We start from the raw sequence: 19,608 nt of genomic DNA, 5'->3' as shown, positions 1-19,608 counted from the left end.
GGGACCGCTCAGGGACATCCCCTATTGGACGCTGCGAGTCCGACTTCCACAATGGGGCCTATGGCCGACGAGAAGCCGTCTGACAGCGACTCAGACGACGGATTGACTGGCGAATCAGCCGACGAAGAAGCGGCTGATGAAGAAATGGCCGACGAGGAACCGACCGGCGAGGAACCGGCCGGAGTCCGGGAGCCGGAATCTGACGGAGATCGAGACGCCGATATCGGCGAGACCACCCAGCGCCGTCCTCTGCGCCGCAGCACCGCTGACCGCGTGATTGCCGGTGTGGCCGGAGGGGTGGGTGACTATTTCGGCATCGATCCCGTGATCGTTCGAATCGCTTTCATCGTGCTCACGTTCCTGGGCGGTGCCGGCGCATTCCTCTACCTCCTCGGTTGGCTCGCGCTACCCGGCGACAACTCGCCAAGCGTCATCGCCAAAGCACTGGGCGGCGATTCCCCCCATCGCTTCCGCAGCCTCGCGGCCGTAGCGCTGATCGGTCTCGGCTTGCTCATGGCGGCCGCCCTCAGCGAGGACTTGTTCCGCCTCTTCGGCAAGGTGTGGACTGCTGCCCCCTACTTGGCCCTGATGCTCATAGCCGTCGGCGTGGCCTTGGTCGTTTGGCCGGGCCCCGCCCGCCGATCACGTTCAGATCGAGCCCAACCACCGACGCCACTACCCGCAGCGCCTTCCCAGGCTCCAGCAGCCCAACCAGGGCCGGTTGTGTTCTCAGAAACGCGGACACCGGTGCCTACGGAGCCGTCGCGCGCCCCAACAGCCAAACCGAAGCGCAAGCGCTCCGTGATCGGACCGCTCACCATCGCCGTCCTGTTGATCTACATGGGCGCGACAGTGATCTTTGGCACGCTCAGTGGCTTCGAGTTTGAGATCGGCGAATTCTTCGCCATCGCACTGGTCATCACCGGCCTCGGGTTGGTGATCGCTGCATTTGCCGGGCCTGCGCGTGGCCTGATCCCGCTCGGAGTGGTGATTGTGGCCCCAGTTCTGCTGTTCTCGGGAACCGACGTCGGGTGGGGATCTGGGGTGGGTGAAGTTCGAGTGAACGCCAGCGAGCCCAACGATCTGACGAGCGATTACCGCCACAACATCGGCCGGCTCATCGTGGACTTGCGCGATTTCGATGCTGACGGTTCGACTACTTCGCTGGGCGTCAGCGTCGGAATGGGCGAGGCGCTGATCTATGTGCCAGACAACCTCAGGACCATCGCCGATGTCAAGGTGGGGGCAGGGGGCCTCAGCATCTCCGATCGGTCAACGTCGGATCGGTCTCAGGACCTGAGAGGCATCAGTTATCGGCTTGAGGAACTACAGACCCTGCCCTTTGGCGAAGATGACAGCATTGACAGCGTCACCGAGTACTTGGACGCCTACGAGAGCTACAGCGGACACCAGATCACCCGCTTCGAACAGCAGATCCTCGACCGCTGGCTCCCCGACCAATCATCGGTATTGGTAGATGGTGGGATCGATCCACGCGACGTTCTCCGCGGTCTTCTTCTGGAATCGATGGCGTCCGATAGGCCCCGCGAAGTCAGAGAATACGGACTCGGCCTCACCCGCCGAATCGAAATGCCTCCCGAAGGCGGTTTGGCGGGTGAGCTTCGACTCGACATCGACATCGGCATCGGTCGTGCAGAACTCATCACCGGCGCAGCGCCGACCGCGGAGGACAACCGATGAGAGCCGATGACCTGGCAGACGCAATGATGCGCGATGCCGCCCCTCAGTCTCAGCCGCCGAAGAATCGGCCCAGGCGATTCGATGCCATCTCGTTCGTGGCCGGCCTGCTGTTCATTGCTATCGGGCTCCTCGCGATGGCCGACAGCATCTGGGTCGACATCGACCCGGTGCTCATCGTCGGCGGCTCAGTGGTCGCCGTTGGCATGGCCCTGATCATCAACGTGATCGGTCACCAGATACGCCAGCGACACGTACGGCAGGTTCGGACGACACCCCCTCGGAAAGAACGGGAATAATGCGGGAATAGTGCTGGGACCGACCGACGCGGATGCAAAACCTCAGGTCAGAGCTCTACAGCACTTCACAGACACCCCCTCGAAAAGAAGGGGAATAGAACGTCGACGGCGTGAGCGCTAGGTTTCGGGCGGCATTGGCCACGGTGCTTCGGGAGGGTGCGTGAGCGAGGCGACGGATGCAGAAGAACGCGAAGTGCTCGACTGGCGGGCGTACGGGGTGGCGGTGCGCGAGCTGGCCCAAGCGATCGCCGACGACGGCTACCGGCCCGAGATGATCCTGGCCATTGCGCGGGGCGGGCTGTTCTGCGCCGGGTCCCTGGGCTATGTCCTGTCGGTCAAGAACATCTACGTCATGAACTGCGAGTACTACACCGGCGTCGACGAGCGCCTTGAAGTGCCGATCATGCTGCCGCCGACGCCCGACCTGGTCGACCACCGCGACTCGGACATCCTCATCGCCGACGACGTTGCCGACACCGGCCACACGCTCAAGATGGTGTACGACTTCTGCCTGCCGCGGGTACGAAACGTCCGCACCGCCGTGCTGTACGAGAAGCCCTGGTCGACCGTCAGCTGCGACTGGGTGTGGCGCCGCACCGACCAATGGATCAACTTCCCCTGGTCGACCGAACCGCCGATCGTCACCGACGAGCAGGCCCGGGCCTGAGTTCGACGCCGTCGTCACCTAGCGCCTCCGCTGGCGCCGGCCGCCCGCACAGACGTATCGGCGAACGCGAATTCATCCTGCTCATGGCGCTGGGGTCGTGGCGCTACACCTTGCTCTTCGGTGCAGTGAGCGCAGGTGCGTTGGCGCGCTCTTCTCATTCCTTGCCAGCTCGGAACTGATCTTTGTCGACGTCTATGACCGGCCGATCTGGTTCGTTCCGTACTTCTCCACGATGAGCGCAATCGCCGCAGGCGTGTCGATCGCCAACAACCAGATGCTGCGCCGGGTTGAAGCGCGCCCGCTTGCACTCGTTGCCGGCGTCGCATTCATGGTGACCTCCGGTGCGCTGCTGGCTGTCACTGCCGCAGCGGGCGGGCTGCCCAGGATCGGCGTATGGATGCTGCTGTTCAGCCTGGCGAATGCTTCGATGATCGGGTTCGCGCCCGTCGCCATCAGCCTGGCGCTCGAACCGATGGGCGCACTGGCAGGCACGGCTGCTGCGGTAGTGGGCTTCTGCTCGACCGGGCTGGGCGCATTGCTCGCCGCCATCACCGACCGAGCGATCGCTGGCGACGTGATGCCGATTGGCGTGAGCTACTTCGCCTATGGCGCCCTGGCCCTCACCTGCCAACTGTGGACACGGCGCGCATCCAAGAGGGCCCGCTTCTGACGTCGGCTCTAGCCCGCGGGAGCCCGCCGACACTGCGGGGCCGCGCGGAAAGGTGGCGTCTCGGAAAGTTGCTGTCACGCCTTCTTTGTGCAAATTTGCCGTCTGTGGCGGCATTTCTGCGCAAAGTCCAGTCCGTCGGGGCTGCCGGGCATCGCCGCCTATCCGATGCTCCTATGTTTGTCAAGCCGCTTGTTGGGTGAGCCAGTTTTGGTAGCGGAGGGCAAGGTCAAGGTTGTGTCGGGTGCCTCGTTCGAGTTCTGAGAGGCGGTTGGTGCAGGCGTCGATGGCTTGTGCGGCGTGGTGGAGGGTGAGGCCTGCGCTGTGTCGGAGCCGGCGCAGGTCTGCGCCTTCGGGCACCACAGGCGGGCTCGTGAGCAGCCGGTGGATCTCTCGTGCGATGTGGCGCTTGAGGCAGCGGATGGTCTCTCGGCTGGTCTTGCCTTGTGCCGTGCGCCGCTGTGCGTAGGCGATGGTGCGCTCGTCGTGGCGCAGGCGGACCATGGCGATTCGCCACAGGGCGTTGTTGGCTTGGCGGTCGCCGCCTCGGTTGAGGCGGTGCCGCACGGTTCGGCCCGAGGAGGCCTCGATGGGGCTGGCGCCGCACAGCGCAGCGAACGCCGCCTCGCTTCTCATGCGCTGCGGGTTGTCCCCGGCGGCGACGAGCAGGGTTGCCGCGACCTCAGGCCCGACGCCGCAAGCGGCCAGCAGGGCAGGGTTGGCCCGACGCCGCAAGCGGCCAGCAGGGCAGGGTTGGCCTGCGCGCACAAGCGGCCAGCAGGGCAGGGTTGGCCTGCGCGCACAAGCGGGCGATCTCAGCGTCGAGTTCGGCGATCTCGGAGCTGAGGGCCTGGTAGCGGCGAGCGAGTATGCGCAGCGATCTCTTGGCTGCGGCGACGGGCTCGCTGCTGGCGGGGCCGGGGCGCAGGCGTGCGCAGGTCTGGACCAACGCCGCGGTGCGCAGTTCCCGCAGCGGGCCTGCGATCTGCTCATCGACGGTGACGAGGTGTCCCTTGAGCTGGTTGATGGCGCACGTGCGAGCCTTGATCGCCGAGCGACGGGCCGCTCGCAGCAGCCGTATCGCCTCCACCGGGCCGTCGGCGGACTTCGGGCGGCCTGACGCCACCCCCGACAGCACCGCGCGCGCAGCCGCTTCGGCGTCAGCGGGATCGGACTTGCCCCCGCGACGGGCCCAGCGGCTGGGGCGGATCACCTCCACCGCCCGCACGCCTTCATCCGCGAGGTGCCGTGCCAGGCCCGTCCCGTAGCTGCCGGTGCCTTCCACGCCGACACGCTCGACCTCGCCCCAGCAGCCCATCCAGCTCACGAGCCGGCCGTAGCCGGCGCGCGTCGCCGGGAACGACCCCACACCCAACAGCCTCCCAGCGGTGTCGATCACCGCCGCCACATGAGTGTCGCGATGAGTGTCCACCCCACCGACCACACTCGCTTGATGTTCTGACATAATGGTTCTGCCCTCCTTCGAGCAATCCGACGGATCAGGCACCACCGGCCGCGATGACGGACAGTGCACTCACGGCGCTAGCGACAACGCTCCTGACTTGTTTGAGTGGGGCCAGCATCCCGGTCCTGACGGGGACGTAGGGTGCGAGGTCGGTGACCGGCTGGTGCGCGTCCCCGACAAGCGACAGCCCGACAGATCGGATTCAAGGCACGAAGCCAGCGAAGGCTCGAGTCAGGACTGCGCCCGTCAGGGACACCCCCAGTATGAGTGCGAAGGCTCTTAGGTGCGTTGGCGGGAGCTGTCCCGATCCAGGTGGTGGTCTTCGGTGCAGTCGGCCTCGGAGCGCTCGAGCTGCAACGTGAGATGCGAGATGCCGTGCCGATCCTTTGCAATCGCCCTCAGGTCGCTGAGCACCCGATCGGCATCGGCGCCGAGTTCGGGATCGGTGACCACATGGGCGCTCATCGTCACGTAACCCGACGTCACCATGCGCACGTGGATGTCGTGCATCACCGTGATGCCTGCCACTCCCTCCATGTCCGAGCAGAGCGCATCCATGTCGAGATCTTTGGGCACGCCGTCGATCAGCACCTCGAACACCGACGTGGCGAGCTTCCACGAGCTGATCACCACGATCACCACGATCACAATGCTCAGCGCGGGGTCGACCCACCACCAGCCGGTCAGCAGGATGACCACCGCCGACACGATCACAGCGACCGAAACTAAGAGGTCGGCGAGCACGTGACGGAACGCCGCCTCCATGTTGAGGCTGCGGGTCGATCCCGAGCGCAGCAGCAGGGCCGCAACGGCGTTGATGGCGAGCGCGATGCTGCCGACTACCAGCACCCAGCCCGCTTCGACCTCGACCGGGTTGCCCCGAAGACCGTCCAGGAAGCGCAGCGCCGCCTTCCAGCCGATCCACACAGCCACCGCCCACAGCGCAACTGCGTTGACCGCCGCCGCCAGTACTTCGGCACGTTCGAAGCCGAAGGTACGCTTGACCGAGGCCGGTTTGCGTGCCGCCCAGGAGGCCAGCAGGGCCAATCCGATGGCAGCGCTGTCGGTAAAGGCGTGTCCAGCGTCGGCGAGCAGCGCCAAGCTCCCCGACAGCACAGCACCGAAAATCTCGAAGCCAGCAATTGCGAGCGTCAGCGCAAACGCCACCGTCAGGCGGCGACGGGACACTTCGCGCAAGTCGTGTTGATGCTGCTGTGAGATGCGCTTCAGCCTATGACAGGTGTGCTGAATTGCCGGGCACGCGCTCGGTCATGACACCGGACTCAGCGCTCAGCCGCGCAGTCGCCGCACCGTCCGTACAGGTCCAGGTTGTGGCGCAATGGCGTAAAGCCTGATTCGCGCGCAGCGACAGCGAGCGAATCGTCGATGCGTGCCTCGGTCTCGCTGTCCAGCTCGATGTCGGAGATTGCTCCGCAGGCCACGCAGATCAGGTGATGGTGATGGCCCAGCAGTGACTCGGCCAGCTCGAAGTAGGCGCGTTCGCCTCCGGTCTCGAGACGCTGCACCACCCCGCATCGCTCGAGAGCCTCGAGATTTCGGTACGCCGTGCTGCGGGCCAGATCGGGCACCATCGACTCGATATCGGGCAACCGAACCGGCCTCGCCGCACGCGCCAGCGCTTCCACCAGTCGCCGTCGGCCGCCGGTGTAGCGCTGATCGGCTTCTCGCAGTCGCGCTGCGACACTGACGTGCAACTCGCCGAAATCTCTCGACCTGGTGTCCGCGTCCGCGGACTGCTCGGTCACGGCCGCGTCCGCGGACTGCTCGGTCACGGCCGCGTCCGCGGACTGCTCGGTCACGGCCGCGTCCGCGGCCCGAGCGACGACACCGCTTCTCCAGCGATCTGGCTCGCGCGGCCGAAGTCGGCGTCGCGGGCAGGCCCGGGCTCCTCCAGAACGAGCAGCGACGACATGTCGTCGCCCTCGCCGAACTCCAGCCGGGTCACTGCATTGGCACCGAACGCCGCGGCCATGTTCTCCTCGTTGAGCACCTGTTCGGGCGTGCCGTCCGCGAGCACAGCGCCCTTGAGCAGCACGATCCGCTCGCACAGGCGGGCCTCGCTGAGGTGATGCGTCGAGAGCACTACCAGCTTGTTGCGCATCCGCTCGGCATCGACGACTTCAAGGACAATGTCCTGGCTCGGGATGTCGAGGCCCGTGATGGGTTCGTCAAGCAGCAAGCAGTCTGACTGGGAAGCCAGCGCGGACGCGATCAGGACGCGCTGGCGCTGCCCACCCGAGAGCTGACCGAACGACCGCCTCCGCAGATCTGCCACCTTCAATCGCTCGGCTGCCACGTCCATCGCATCATGATCGACCTTGCGCATACGGCCGAGCAGACCCCGTTCGCGGAATCGCCCGATCATCAGCACCTCATTCACCGTCATCGGCATGAATGCGTGTGGGCTGTGGTGCTGGCTGACGTAGCCGACCGTGATCTCATAGTCCTTGTGAACGTCGCCTGAGGTCGGTACAAGCAGGCCACCGAGCAGCCGCAGCAGCGTCGTCTTGCCCGAGCCGTTCGAGCCCATGAGCGCCACCGCAGCGCCCGAGTCGAACCTCATCGAGTCGATGTCGAGGACCTGTCGGTTGCCGAAGGACACCTTGACGTCATTGAGCGTGAACATCGCGGCGGCGTACCTCACTCATCATCTGCTCGTCCATCCGGTCACCGGATTGAAGATGAGAATGAGTCTCACTATAGTCACGGCGGTGCATGAGTCCATGGGTGCCTCGACGCGTTCCCGCGGGCGAGTGCCGCCTCCGCTTCGCCCCGGCGAATCCGGACGCGGCCGACGGCGCCGCTCCGGCCGTCTCGCGGTGCTGATCGGTGCCGGTGTCCTGCTTGCAGCAGCGTGCGCGAGCGACGACGTGACTGATGCCAGCACAGATGACCGCACCCCCACGGTCGTAGCGTCCATGAGCATCTGGGCCGATGTTGTCGAGAACGTCACCTGCAACGGCCTCGTTCAAGTCGAATCCCTCGCGCCTCCCGGCGTCGATACACACACGTACGAGCCGTCGCTAAGAGATCGCGCCAAGATGGATGACGCGAACATGATCGTGGTCAACGGTCTGGGGCTCGAAGCCTCGCTTGAGGACACGCTTGATGCCGTTGCCGCAGACGGAACGCCCGTGTTCGTCATCGGCGACCACATCGAGCCTCTCACCGCTGCCGACAGCGAAGATGACCAGTCCGACGATCCCCCCGACGACGAATCAGACGACCACGCCGATGAGGCGGACGCTCATGGCCACGACCACGAAGGCGGTGCCGACCCGCACATCTGGTTCGATCCCGTGCGGATCTCGGGCACCCTCGATGAGCTTGCCGACACCATCGCTGAGGCCACGGGGCTGCCTGAAGCCGAACTTGCGGCCTGCACACAGGACTACAAGGACGCATTGCGCGACGCCCACACCGACATCGTCGATCTCGTCGAGGGTCTGGCGCCCGAACAGCGCGTGTTGGTCACCAACCACGACTCGCTTCGCTACTTCGCCGACAGGTACGGCTTCCGGGTAGTGGGCACCGTGATTCCGGCTGCAACCACAGCAGCGGAAGCCAGCATCGCTCGCCTCGAAGAGTTGGCTCACGTCATCGAACACGAAGGTGTCGTGGCCATCTTCGGCGATACGACTCATGCGTCGGCGACGCTCGATGAATTGGCTTCACAGGCAGGCGTCGTGGTGGTGAGCTTGCACACCGACAGCCTCGGACCCGCCCGCAGCGCGCACAGCAGCTACATCGGATTGCTGACGACCAACGCCAAAGCCATCGTCACTGCGTTGCAGTCGGGCGGCAAAGAGCAGTGATGTGGAATTCCTGACCGACCCGATCGCCTGGTGGATCGACCCATTTGTCGACAACACGTTCATGCGCAACGCGCTGTGGGCGGCGTTGCTCGCAGTGCTCACGACATCGGTCGTCGGTACCTGGGTCGTGCTGCGCGGCATGACATTCCTGGGCGATGCCTTCGCACATGGGGTGCTGCCCGGCATCGCGCTCGCGTACATCATCGGTTTCAGCACCACCATCGGGGCGCTGGGTGCCGCGCTGCTGATCGTGGGCGGCATTCACCTGATCCGCAGTTTCTCCCCGCTATCCGAGGAAACCTCGATCGGGGTGCTGTTCGTGGGCTTCCTGGCACTCGCGGTGGTGATCATGTCCTCCGGCGCCGGCGCCTACTCGGGCGATCTCACACGATTTCTCTTCGGCTCGATCACCGGAATCGACAACGACGATCTTCGCCGTCAGGCCATTGCTGCGGCAATCTCCGTCGGCACCACTGTGCTCCTGCATCGGGCTTTCTTCGTGACCACCTTCGACGAGGCCCAAGCGCAGATCGCCGGGATGCGCCCGAAGCTGGCACATGCTGCACTGCTGACGCTGCTGGCAATCGCAATCGTGTCGTCATTCGAGGCCGTCGGCAGCCTGCTCGTCTTCGCGTTCTTGGTTGCCCCGGCCGCCACGGCGAGCCTGCTCGTGCGACGCGTACCGCGCATCATGATGACCGCGGTCGGGCTCGGCGCCATAGCGGCGCTGGTCGGCCTGCTGGTCAGCTACCACCACGACACGGCCGCAGGAGCCACCATGGCGCTCGCTACCGTCGTGATGCTGCTGACGACACTGTTCGTCACCGGCGTGATCAGGGCGCTGCGCCGGCCCCCGAGCCGTCAGGTGTCCGAAGCCGAGCTAGACGCGCCCACACGCCAGCACACCCGTTGAGCACACGCGCTGAGGGCGCCCGGCACCGGTTGCCCGGCGCGTACAGCGTTATTGCTCGCCGTCGGTGAAGCTCGCCCGCACGGTCGGGTTCTCGAGGTTGGCGAGCTGCTGGTTGCGGTGGTTGACGTCGGCGAGCAGCTCGGGATGGGACAGCACCCAGAAGCGCCGCTCGTACATCGCCTCGATCACTTTGGCGGCGACCTGGGACGGATCCATGCCGCGCTCGAGCGCCGCCGCGATGTTGGCGTTGCGCCGGCGGGCGTCGGCCGTCTCGGTACGAGCTTCACCGGCCGGCCGCTCTCGCCGTTGCCGGCGCAGTTCTTCTGGCCGGTTCCGCTGAGAAGTGGCGATGTTGGTGCGCACCACGCCTGGGCACAGCACCGAGACGCCGACGTCGGCGTTGCGGTCATGCTGCATTTCCAGGTGCAGCGTCTCCATGATCGCCACCACGCCGTACTTGGCGGCGTTGTAGGGGCCGAGTCCTGGCACCGACATGAGTCCCGCAACTGAAGCGGTGCTCATGATGTGCGACTCGGGGGACTCGATGAGATGGGGCAGGAAGTGATGGACGCCGTGGATCACGCCCCACAGGCAGACGTCGACCACCCACTTCCAGTCGACGAGCTGCTGATTGCGGATCAGCCCTCCCCCGCCGACGCCAGCGTTGTTGCACACCATGTGCACGGCGCCGAAGCGGTCGATGGTCGCACGCGCCAACGCTCCGACCGAGTCGGCATCGGTCACGTCGGTGATGACGCCCAGGGCTTCGACCCCCCGGTCGGCGACCTCCGCCTCGGCAGCCCGCAGCGGGGCCTCCTCAATGTCGGCCAGCACCACGTTGGCACCCTCGGCCGCAAAGCCCAGCGCCAGCGCCTTGCCGATTCCCGACGCCGCGCCCGTCACCACCGCGACGCGTCCCTGCATGGTCTCCATGGCTGTGCCCCCCGCGAGCCGTGTATGGCCAGCCCGAACAGTACGGGCTGCGATGTCCGCAGCGCCGAGACGAAGTACGAGCTAAGAGTTGAGCTGGTCGAAGCGGTCCATCACGTCGAGGTACTCGCTGATCATCTCTTCCACGACCCTCGTGGCGGAAATGGACTCGTTCAGCTGACCGACCACCTGGCCAACGAAGTAGTTGGCGAGCTCGACGGCGCCCTTGTTGGAGGGATTCATGGCCGCCCGGTCGATGCGGCGGCTTGCGGCGCCGATAAGCATCGGCTGCAGCGGCATGGGCAGCGTCCCCGGCGAAGTGTCGCCTTCCCATTCGTCGGTCCACGCCGAGCGAAGCTGGCGGGCCGGTTTACCGGTGCGAGAGCGCGACCGCAGCGTGTCCGACGATCCTGCAGCCAGGAACTTCTCCTTCACGACCGGGTGCGTCTCGGCCTCTTGGGTGGTGAGCCACACCGAGCCGCACCACACGCCCTGCGCGCCAAGTGCGAGCGCCGCAGCGACCTGGCGACCGTTGCCGATGCCGCCAGCGGCGAGAACGGGCACCGGGGCAATGGCGTCGACCACCTCGGGCACCAGCACCATCGTGGCGATGTCGCCCGTGTGGCCGCCGGCCTCATGGCCTTGCGCGATGACGATGTCAACGCCCACAGCCACGTGCCGCTCAGCATGAACCTTCTTGCCGGCCAGCGCTCCCACCAGCACGTCGTTGCCGTGCGCCCGCTGGATCATGTCGGGAGGCGGCGGACCGAGCGCATTCACGGCCAGCCGGATCGGGTACGAGAAGGCCACATCCATCAGCGGAACGGCCTGCGCATAGGTCATCGGCGGCTCGGAGTCGTACGCCGACGCCTTCTCGCCGTCATCCGCGGGCAGCGGCGGCACGTCGTAGCGCTCCATCATGTCGTCGAGGAACTGGCGATGCTGCGGCGGGATCATCGCCTTGAGGTCCTTCACCGACAGCTCGCCCTCGGTCTTGCCCTCGTACTTGGCCGGCACGATGATGTCCACACCGAAGGGCCGACCGCCCACCTCGTCAACGATCCATCCCATGTCGATATCGAGTTCTTCAGGCGTGTGACCCGCGGCACCGAGCACGCCGAAGCCGCCCGCCTTGGTCACTGCCGCCACCACGTCCCGGCAATGGGTGAATGCGACGATCGGAACGTCACAGCCCAGCATCTCGCACAAAGGTGTCTTCATGCCCCGAAACTACCGGCCTGAGCCGGGACGCACCGAGCCGCCTCATGCGGAGGCAGGACAGAATGGCCGTTCGGTGTGCCGGGGAATCGGGGAAGCATGATGCCGCTGAGGCAGGAACACTGCCATCTGACGCGAGCGCTCGGTGCAGTCGTTGCCATGGCAATCGCGCTTGCTTCATGCTCACCGGCCGCAGAGGAACCGGAGGTCCGCGAAGCGCGGCCCCAGGCGACGACGGCCACGCTTGCAGTCGATGCCAGCCCCATCGTGGTGGCGGCCCACGACTGCCTCGAGAATGGTGAGACGCACGAGCTGCTGCCTCCCGACGACGACACGATCCTGGGCACTCTGGAGAACGGCCTGACGTACTACGTCAGGTCGAATGACGCTCCGGCAGGACACCTGGATCTGCGCCTCATTGTGCGGGCCGGCGGAATGCACGATCCCGTTGGCGCTGAGGGCACGGCTCACTTCGTCGAGCACATGCTCTTCAACGGCACTGAGTCGTTCCCTCGAAACGAATTGAACGAAACGCTCCGAGACATCGGGCTGGAACTGGGACCCGACGAGAACGCGTTCACCACGTACGACTCGACCGTCTATTTCATGTCGATCACGACAAGTGGCACTGAGCAACTCATCGACAAGCTGGACGTCCCGTTCGAGATTTTGAGCGAGTGGGCAACCTCGGCGACGATCCTTCCCGATGACGTGAGCGCCGAACGAGGGATCGTCCGCAACGAGCTCGATCTGCGCGCCGGCAGTGCAGATGGCCATGTGCGTCAGGCCATCAACGATCTCATGTTCGTCGGGACGCCCTACGAGGCTGTACGCATCGGCGGCACGCATGCATCACTCGGCGCAATCGCGCCGGGGCACCTCCTCGATTTCTACGCCACTTGGTACGTGCCGCGGAACATGGCTGTCATCGCCGTCGGGGATCTTGACGAGTCCAAGCTGCAAGACCTCGTCGAGCGCCACTTCGAGCGCTTGCCGTCGCGCCCGCCGGTCCCAGCGTCGAAGCGCTGGCCAGCGTCGATTGCCCAGGTTCCTCAGTTCACCCACGCTGTGCATGCCGACGTGGGCGTCCCCTACGTCTCGATCAACTGGCAGACACCAGTGTGGCGCCGGGGAACCGCGTGCGGGGAAAGATTCCGGATCTTCGATCAGATCGTTCACCGCATGCTCGATGCGCGCCTGTCTCGGGCACACGAGACCGGAAGGCTCTCCCAGGCAAACGCGCCCGATGTCGACCTGATGAACCCTGCGGCCCGAGTGCAGTACTACACGGCCGACGTTCAGGGTTCAGACCTGGCTCGGTCGACTGCCGACTTCTGGTCAGTCGCGCGCGGTACCGAGATGCACCCGTTCACCCGAACCGAGCTGGAGCGAGCGACAGCCGGCGTTCGTAGGGGAATCGAACGCGAAACCGAGGGAGTCACATGGCGGCACGATTCCAGCTACGCGGCAGACTTCACCGCCCACTTCGTGCGGGGTGCCGACTTACGCGCTGCGGCTGACCGCTTGTCCAGCGTTACCCAAGTCCTCGAGTCGATCTCCGCAGCAGAACTCAACAACTACCACCGGTGGGTCATGAGCCGCGCGGCCCCGGTCGTCGTCGTTGCAGGATCCGATGAGGCGAATCTGCCACCGATCAGTGAACTCGAGTCCGCAATTGCAGCTGTCGCTCCCGCGGCGCCTCCCCCAGTAGACGAGACGGCAACCGCATTCATGAAGGCGCCGGATCCCGTTCCTCCGACCGGCTCCCAAACCTTCAGCATCGAGGCATACGACGGACCCATCGTGAGTGAATGGACCTTCGCCAACGGTGCCCGCGTCGTGTTCGACGACCGTGGGTACGGCGGAAACCTCGTCCACGTCATGATCGAATCGCAGGGCGGCACGTCGCTGCTGGACCCGGCTGATGCAGCTCTCGCACCGCTTGCGCTCGAGGCGGTCGCCGCCAGCGGACTTGGCGACCTGTCGGCCTTTCAGGTAGCCGACTTGGTTGAGCAGTCCGGCATCTCGGTGACGCCGTTTATCGAGCACACCACCGAGGGCTTTATCGGCCAAGTGAACGACTCCGGGCTCGAAGCACTCTTCGCGTACGTGCATCTGCTGCTCACCGAACCGCGGGTCAGCGACGGGGCGGCTCGCGCTGCCCAGCAGAACGCCCGCAACGCAGCAGCCGAAGCTGCCTCGTCGGCCGTGCATGCAGGGCAGGCGGCCTATGCGACTGCGCGCTTCGGCGACAGCGAGTACTTCTGGCCGCATCCGTCAACGGACCAGATCGACACGATGACGGCGGACAGGCTGCTGGGGCTCTATAACCAGCGCTTCGTCGGTGTCGACGATCTGACGATCGCGATCGTGGGAGACGTTCTTGCCAACGAGGTTGGGGATCTTGCCGCTCGCTACATCGGTTCGCTGCCCAACCGCCCCGCCGATGCCGGGGTCGACCGGAGACCGCCTCATCCACCGGGTGTGCGCCGGATTGAAGTGCCCGCCGATACCGCCGCCGAGTCGGGCCTTGTCTACTACTACGAGTTGTCCCTTTCGGTGAGCCCGCAGCTCGTCGCGACCGCCGATGTCCTCGCTGCAACGCTCAACGAGCATCTTTTGCAGAGCGTTCGCGAAGATCTCGGAGAGACCTACGCCGTCCAGGTGTTCGTCGTTCCGCTGTACGAGCCGGAACCGAGGCTGTGGTCGTACATTTCTGCAACCGGTTCTGGTGACGCGCTGCCCGACATTGACCGACGGATCCACGAGATCATCGAGCATCTCTCAACGGTGGGCCCGAGTGCATCGGACCTCGACCAAGCGATCAGCATCGTGACGAACGACGCACACTTCGGCGGCCGTTTGTGGAGGCCGTACCTGCTGCAGATGCGCCGGGTGGTCGGCGACGAGAACTTGCCGACGTCGTCGCGCATCGAACGAGCAGCTGCAAACGTGACCGCTTCGCAGATGCGGGACTTGGCACGCTCGCTGTTCGGCAACGGCCAGCGAATCGAGATCGTCCGGGTGCCACCTCCGGCGAATTGACCGTGGCCCTCCTGCAGTAGCTCAGGCCAGCCCCAAGAAGACCACGAAGGCGCGGCCGAGCTTGGTCATGTCGTGGTCGCCGAGGCGGCCGACGTGTTGGCCGAGCTGGGTCTTGGGGACCGTCGTGATCTTGCGACAACGCCGAGCTCAAGGCACTCGGGCAATGAACCAGCGGACAGACGGGGGGCCGGCTTGGCGCGACTCGACGACTGTCGCTCCGTCACTTGTCTCGGTGGTCGTCTCGATGTAGTCGAACGTCTGCACCATGGCGATGACGAAGTCCCCGCCGACGGCAATGTTGACGTTCACTTCACCGCCGTCGAGGCCGAACGCGTCCCGGGTCGACTCCCATCCCCACTCGGTGCCATCTGCCGACCAGCCCACCCAGTACTCGGGCGCGTCGATGTCGTCCCCTGAAGGCAGCCCTACAGCTTCGTCGATTTTCTCGAACGTGAACGTCACGAGATCTTCGCCGGTGTCAGGATCCACGAACGTGATGTCGGAAGATGCGCCGTCTTGTTCCCTGACTCCCTCGGGAGCCGTGGTGCTGGCAAGGTCCTCGGCATCAAACACGTAGACGGCGGCGTCGGCCGTGAGATCCCACAGGGTCAAGCCTCCGACGGGCTCGTTGAAGCGCAACTCGTAGCCGTCTTTCGCCAATCGTCCCGAGGGAACGATGTTGGCGTTGCTCACGTCGGAGTCCAGCGACGGCCATGCCAGCGCCGCGAGTCCCGGAGGACCCGTCGACAACCGGATCACGGCGTCGAGGCCACCCAGCAACGCCGACGCGCTCGCAGTCTCGCCGCGGCGAATGCGTTCGATCCGAGTTCCCTCAGCGTGTGGAACGGCACCCCAGACTGTTCCGTCGTCGGCAAAGGCATATGTGCCGGGAAATTCCCCTGCCTGGCCGCCCGCGAGTGGTTCGGTGCTCCAGACGGACCCGTCATGCGATGTCAGCAATTCCAGCCCGTCGTCGGTTCGCAACAGCAGCACGAAGCCGTCAGTCGTGGCGGCTCCGCCAGCGGCCCATCCTTTGAAGGAGCCCGTCTCGGTGAGTTCGACGCCATTGCCTGCGAAGAGCCGCAGGCGAGTGTCGATTTCCCGGTCATCGACCAACTGCTGCTGTTCGGGCGACAACGCCGACTGGTCGAATTCGACGAAGCTCTGGACCGCTGCAACGACCCGTTCACCAGAGGTGTAGACCGTGACCACACCGGGCGTCAGGCTGGCATGCTCAGGCAGCTCAGGATCACGTGAGGCTGCGCGGAATGTGACTTCGTCCCACGTCAATCCTTGGTCGTCGGAGATGAAGACCGGAAGCGAGACGTTGTCGTCGCTCCGTTCGCTCTCAAGCGGTCCTCCGGTTGGCCACCCGGCGAGTGCCCAGCGCGGGCCGGACAGATCGAGGCTGAACGGGAATATCCCTTCGGGCAACACCACCGGTGTCCACGAGGTGGTGTCGTCGCTGACGAACGCCTGCACTGCGGTCGGGAGCGGACCGCCGACAACAACAATGCGGCCGCCTGCGGAAGACTCCATCGCGTGGACATAGTCGACATCGAATGGAAACTCCCATTCCGTCCACTGGAGCACCGGCCCGGTGGACAATCCCTCCGGCGACAATGCGCCTGAATCATCCACGTCGATCTCAGCCGACGCCGGCACGGATGCCTCGGTTCCTGACTGTTCGGTGTCCCCCAGCGCGGGCGCTTCAGTGCCAACCGTCATGACCTCCTGTTCCGCGCCACTCGATTCTCCGTCGATCTCCTGAACCTGTACCTGCTCGTCGCCGCCCTCCGCGTCGACGACAACGGGGCCACTGCCTCCGCAGCCCACTAGAGCCCAGACAGCGACAGCCGTCGCAGACAACGTGGGCAGGCGCTTCACTGCGCTCAGACGCCACTGACGACCCACCGAACCGAGCATGGGCAGGCGCTTCACTGCGCTCAGACGCCACTGACGACCCACCGAACCGAGCATATGTGCGCGCCCGACATCGCGGATCGCGGTCCGTGCACCGGGGCGGACTAGGCAGGACCGGGAATGCGGGCGATGAACCATTGGTGAATGCCGGAGGTCTGGGCCTCGTGTTCGTCGTCGGAATTGTTGGGAATGCTCGGCGATAGGTCGAATCCCTGGGCGAGCGCGATGACGAAGTCGCTGCCGACGGCAAAGCTGATGTCTGTTCCCGCCCCGCACAGATCAAACGCATCGGTGATCGACTGCCAGCCCCATTCGGATCCATCGGTGGACCATCCCACCCACTCCCTGAATTCGGGAAAGACACCGGCACCCCAGGAAGCCTGCGTCGAGAACACATTGGGTCTTCCCGAAGTCCACCAACAGCGACCGAACACTGCCTCGAGATCGGCCGCGGTAAACGTCACCAGCTCATCGCCGACGTCGAGATTCTCGAATATGAGCTGATACGACTGCCCGTGACCCACCTGCCGGACGCCCTCCGGCGCTTCGATGTTCCTGCTGGAGAACTCACGCTCCGTTGTGTCGGCCGTCAGGTTCCACAGCGTCACGCCCCCTTCGGGTTCGTCGTAACGCAGTTGGTATCCGTCCTTCACTATGCGACCCGCGCGCGCAAAGGACCAGCGGTCTGGCATGTGCGGCCACGCCACAGCCGCAAGGCCCGCCTCCCCGACGGCCAGCGGCTCAATGAGGCGGATGCCCTCGAAGCGGGACGTCTCCTGCGGCGATCCGCTGTCGCCGTCGGTACGGATACTCACCCAGCGACCATCCGACGCGCGCCATGTCGACCAGACCGTGCCGGTGGCGTCGACCACTGAGGATTCGCGACGCGAACTGTCCGCGTACGGACTCAGCGGGTCAGCTCGCCAGGCACGGCCATCCGCGGACGAGAGCCGGCTGGGGTCATCCCGGGCGACGACCAGGATGACGCCTTCGGAATCTGGTCCCTTCGGCACACGCGGCCGCGGCGGCACATGCGACCAGTCATCGAGCAACAGCACGAAACCCTCGTTCGTCCACCTCCCCACCGCGTCCGATCCGCCGAAGGACCCCACCCAGCCGAGTACCGCGTCGTCGCCGGCAAACAGATGGATGAGCGCGTCGCTCTCAACGTTCCGGACGATCTCCACCTGTGCGGACGTCAGTCCGAGTTCGGCGTAGGTCAGTGTGACCTCGGTCTCATCGGGCCTGCCGTCAACTGGCCCAAGGTCTCTGAACCAGACCGTCAGCGATTCTTCATCCGGTTCCCAATACGCCATGAACTCACCGTCGGGTATCCGGCCCCGGTCGGCGAGGAGCGACTCGAGGTCAAAGCCGGAGTAGGTGAGGACGGCAACGACCATCTGGTCGCCCGACGTAAGCGCCTCGACCACCCGCGTCGACCTGGTCGCGTACTCGGGCAATGGCTCGTCAGGTGGCCACCAAGCATCGCCTCGGTCCAGGACGATCCGTCGTTGTCTGTGAAGAACACGCGCCCGAAAACACCCTCGTCAACGTCGTGGAGGCCTGGCGGAGCGCCGATCATCACCCAGCGATCGTCGGTCCCATCCACTGCGAGCGGCGCGATGCCGTCCGGTAGCGGCAACGCCGTCCAAACCTCGCCGTTGCCGGTCACGTGGGCAACGAAGGCCCCGTCAGAAATTCCGCCGACGGCCACGACGCGCCCGTCACTCGTGGTCTCCAACGACAGCGGGAAGTCGAATTCGAGATCCAGATCGGTCCACTGCAGTACGGGGCCCGCGGACAGATCGGCAGGAGCAGGGACATCCGCATCGCCCGAGCCACAGCCGGGCAGGCTCGATGCTGCAACTGCTGCGGCCAGCAGCGCGGCGATCGGCACGAACCGTTGAACAGCACTGCGGGGACTCACCTAGCGGATCGTAGGTACCTGGCGGGCTGACTCTGTGGCGGAATGCAGCGACGGGTTTGCGGCTTGCGATGGCAGGATGCGGCCATGAGCATCTCGGGCAGCATCAGCGCCGTTGGTCACAGCTATCTGGACGCCGCATCGGGCACACGGCTCGATGCCTGGTTCCCGGTCGGGGCGAGCGACGATGCGCCGCCAGCCCGGTCATGCCTGGCGGTTGAACTCGGCGTCAATGTCGGCGAGACCATGACCGTCGCCATCGACGACCTCGACGCTCCGCCCGCGGACCTCGCCGACGCCTACCTTCGCCTCCACCTGCTGAGCCGTCGCGAGATCCGGCCGCACGACGCAAACCTCGACGGGGTGTTCGGCCTGCTCACCAACTGCGCTTGGACCAGCGCGGGACCCGTATTGCCCGATCGAGTCGACGCACTTCGCACGTCTGCCGCAGGTGTCGGCCAGCCCGTCACGGTCACCTCGGTCGACAAGATTCCGCGGATGGTCGACTACGTGATCCCGTCGGGAGTCCGCATCGCCGACGCTGGCCGGGTGCGGCTGGGCGCCCACCTCGCCGACGGCACCACCGTGATGCACGAAGGCTTCGTCAACTTCAACGCCGGCACGCTCGGTCCCGCCATGGTCGAGGGGCGCATCTCCGCTGGCGTTGTCGTGGGGGCGCACTCTGACCTCGGCGGCAGTGCGTCCACCATGGGCACCCTGTCGGGCGGCGGCAAAGAGATCGTGTCCGTCGGCGAGCACTGTCTCCTTGGCGCCAACTCGGGCATCGGCATCGCGCTCGGCGACTACTGCACCGTTGAAGCCGGCCTGTACGTCACAGCGGGCAGCCGTGTCACGCTGCCCGACGGCTCAGTTGTGAAGGGCCGAGACATCTCGGGCCGCTCGGGCATGCTGCTCATCCGCAACAGCACGACGGGCGCCATCGAGATGCGCGTCGCCGATCCCTCCCGCTGGGAAGGCATCAATCCCGAACTCCACAAGAACTGAGATCGGCACGTGCCAGAC

Annotated in this window: 15 protein-coding genes and 1 pseudogene; 8 read left to right on the top strand and 8 right to left on the bottom strand. The window is 65.5% G+C overall.

Features of this window, described 5'->3' with window-relative positions; all coding sequences use genetic code 11:
- The first annotated feature begins 60 nt into the window (after window positions 1-60).
- From ACPXYO_RS11580 to ACPXYO_RS11565, 4 genes are all read left to right on the top strand, one after another.
- The gene (locus tag ACPXYO_RS11580) at window positions 61-1,701 is read left to right on the top strand and encodes a PspC domain-containing protein (RefSeq protein WP_423920501.1); all 1,641 of its coding nucleotides are present in this window, start codon (window positions 61-63) and stop codon (window positions 1,699-1,701) included.
- Window positions 1,698-1,997: a hypothetical protein gene (locus ACPXYO_RS11575; RefSeq protein ID WP_423920499.1), complete on the top strand. Its 300-nt coding sequence runs from the start codon at window positions 1,698-1,700 to the stop codon at window positions 1,995-1,997. The genes ACPXYO_RS11580 and ACPXYO_RS11575 overlap by 4 nt, the downstream gene beginning before the upstream one ends.
- Window positions 1,998-2,157: 160 nt before the next feature.
- Complete coding sequence (locus tag ACPXYO_RS11570) at window positions 2,158-2,664, top strand: phosphoribosyltransferase (RefSeq protein WP_423920496.1); 507 nt, start codon at window positions 2,158-2,160, stop codon at window positions 2,662-2,664.
- A gap of 232 nt (window positions 2,665-2,896) precedes the next feature.
- On the top strand, window positions 2,897-3,334 hold the full coding sequence (locus ACPXYO_RS11565; RefSeq protein ID WP_423920494.1) for a hypothetical protein: 438 nt from the start codon (window positions 2,897-2,899) through the stop codon (window positions 3,332-3,334).
- A 369-nt stretch (window positions 3,335-3,703) separates the two neighbouring features.
- Here ACPXYO_RS11565 and ACPXYO_RS11560 read toward each other — a convergent pair.
- The 4 genes and pseudogenes from ACPXYO_RS11560 to ACPXYO_RS11545 all read right to left on the bottom strand — a co-directional run.
- Window positions 3,704-4,796: pseudogene (locus tag ACPXYO_RS11560) on the bottom strand (IS110 family transposase); the annotation flags it as partial.
- A 279-nt stretch (window positions 4,797-5,075) separates the two neighbouring features.
- Window positions 5,076-5,984 carry a cation diffusion facilitator family transporter gene (locus ACPXYO_RS11555; RefSeq protein WP_423923820.1) on the bottom strand — a complete coding sequence of 303 codons (909 nt, stop codon included), beginning with the start codon at window positions 5,982-5,984 and terminating at the stop codon, window positions 5,076-5,078.
- A 95-nt stretch (window positions 5,985-6,079) separates the two neighbouring features.
- Window positions 6,080-6,616, bottom strand: a complete 537-nt coding sequence (locus tag ACPXYO_RS11550) for a Fur family transcriptional regulator (protein ID WP_423920491.1) — start codon at window positions 6,614-6,616, stop codon at window positions 6,080-6,082.
- Window positions 6,613-7,443, bottom strand: a complete 831-nt coding sequence (locus tag ACPXYO_RS11545) for a metal ABC transporter ATP-binding protein (protein WP_423920489.1) — start codon at window positions 7,441-7,443, stop codon at window positions 6,613-6,615. Before ACPXYO_RS11545 ends, ACPXYO_RS11550 begins: the two co-directional genes overlap by 4 nt.
- On the opposite strand from ACPXYO_RS11545, the gene ACPXYO_RS11540 reads away from it, so the two are divergent.
- Together ACPXYO_RS11540 and ACPXYO_RS11535 are read left to right on the top strand one after the other, a co-directional pair.
- Window positions 7,436-8,632, top strand: a complete 1,197-nt coding sequence (locus ACPXYO_RS11540; protein WP_423923818.1) for a metal ABC transporter solute-binding protein, Zn/Mn family — start codon at window positions 7,436-7,438, stop codon at window positions 8,630-8,632. The genes ACPXYO_RS11545 and ACPXYO_RS11540 overlap by 8 nt on opposite strands.
- A gap of 1 nt (window position 8,633) precedes the next feature.
- Window positions 8,634-9,545, top strand: a complete 912-nt coding sequence (locus ACPXYO_RS11535) for a metal ABC transporter permease (protein ID WP_423920486.1) — start codon at window positions 8,634-8,636, stop codon at window positions 9,543-9,545.
- Between the two features lie 48 nt (window positions 9,546-9,593).
- Here ACPXYO_RS11535 and ACPXYO_RS11530 read toward each other — a convergent pair whose 3' ends face one another.
- Complete coding sequence (locus tag ACPXYO_RS11530) at window positions 9,594-10,478, bottom strand: SDR family NAD(P)-dependent oxidoreductase (RefSeq protein WP_423920484.1); 885 nt, start codon at window positions 10,476-10,478, stop codon at window positions 9,594-9,596.
- 81 nt (window positions 10,479-10,559) lie between these two features.
- Complete coding sequence (locus ACPXYO_RS11525; protein WP_423920481.1) at window positions 10,560-11,696, bottom strand: nitronate monooxygenase; 1,137 nt, start codon at window positions 11,694-11,696, stop codon at window positions 10,560-10,562.
- A 156-nt stretch (window positions 11,697-11,852) separates the two neighbouring features.
- Between ACPXYO_RS11525 and ACPXYO_RS11520 the strand changes: the two genes are divergently transcribed.
- The gene (locus ACPXYO_RS11520) at window positions 11,853-14,738 is read left to right on the top strand and encodes a M16 family metallopeptidase (RefSeq protein ID WP_423920478.1); all 2,886 of its coding nucleotides are present in this window, start codon (window positions 11,853-11,855) and stop codon (window positions 14,736-14,738) included.
- Between the two features lie 147 nt (window positions 14,739-14,885).
- On the opposite strand, the gene ACPXYO_RS11515 is transcribed toward ACPXYO_RS11520, so the two are convergent.
- Both ACPXYO_RS11515 and ACPXYO_RS11510 read right to left on the bottom strand, forming a co-directional pair.
- Window positions 14,886-16,706: a hypothetical protein gene (locus ACPXYO_RS11515; RefSeq protein ID WP_423920475.1), complete on the bottom strand. Its 1,821-nt coding sequence runs from the start codon at window positions 16,704-16,706 to the stop codon at window positions 14,886-14,888.
- Window positions 16,707-16,765: 59 nt separating this feature from the next.
- Window positions 16,766-18,091 carry a hypothetical protein gene (locus ACPXYO_RS11510; RefSeq protein WP_423920472.1) on the bottom strand — a complete coding sequence of 442 codons (1,326 nt, stop codon included), beginning with the start codon at window positions 18,089-18,091 and terminating at the stop codon, window positions 16,766-16,768.
- Between the two features lie 581 nt (window positions 18,092-18,672).
- Between ACPXYO_RS11510 and ACPXYO_RS11505 the strand changes: the two genes are divergently transcribed.
- Window positions 18,673-19,590 carry a DapH/DapD/GlmU-related protein gene (locus ACPXYO_RS11505; protein WP_423920469.1) on the top strand — a complete coding sequence of 306 codons (918 nt, stop codon included), beginning with the start codon at window positions 18,673-18,675 and terminating at the stop codon, window positions 19,588-19,590.
- Window positions 19,591-19,608 lie beyond the last annotated feature (18 nt).

It is taken from the genome of Candidatus Poriferisodalis sp. (assembly GCF_965237655.1).
GTDB lineage: Bacteria > Actinomycetota > Acidimicrobiia > Acidimicrobiales > Poriferisodalaceae > Poriferisodalis.
This window is presented reverse-complemented; position numbering and strand designations above follow the sequence as displayed.

Bases quoted from the DNA above. Each gene is read 5' to 3' on its own strand.
- ACPXYO_RS11580 (WP_423920501.1), top strand. From the start codon at position 61: ATGGCCGACGAGAAGCCGTCTGACAGCGACTCAGACGACGGATTGACT.
- ACPXYO_RS11575 (WP_423920499.1), top strand. From the start codon at position 1,698: ATGAGAGCCGATGACCTGGCAGACGCAATGATGCGCGATGCCGCCCCT.
- ACPXYO_RS11565 (WP_423920494.1), top strand. From the start codon at position 2,897: ATGAGCGCAATCGCCGCAGGCGTGTCGATCGCCAACAACCAGATGCTG.
- ACPXYO_RS11545 (WP_423920489.1), bottom strand. From the start codon at position 7,443: ATGTTCACGCTCAATGACGTCAAGGTGTCCTTCGGCAACCGACAGGTC.
- ACPXYO_RS11530 (WP_423920484.1), bottom strand. From the start codon at position 10,478: ATGGAGACCATGCAGGGACGCGTCGCGGTGGTGACGGGCGCGGCGTCG.
- ACPXYO_RS11525 (WP_423920481.1), bottom strand. From the start codon at position 11,696: ATGAAGACACCTTTGTGCGAGATGCTGGGCTGTGACGTTCCGATCGTC.
- ACPXYO_RS11520 (WP_423920478.1), top strand. From the start codon at position 11,853: ATGGCAATCGCGCTTGCTTCATGCTCACCGGCCGCAGAGGAACCGGAG.
- ACPXYO_RS11505 (WP_423920469.1), top strand. From the start codon at position 18,673: ATGAGCATCTCGGGCAGCATCAGCGCCGTTGGTCACAGCTATCTGGAC.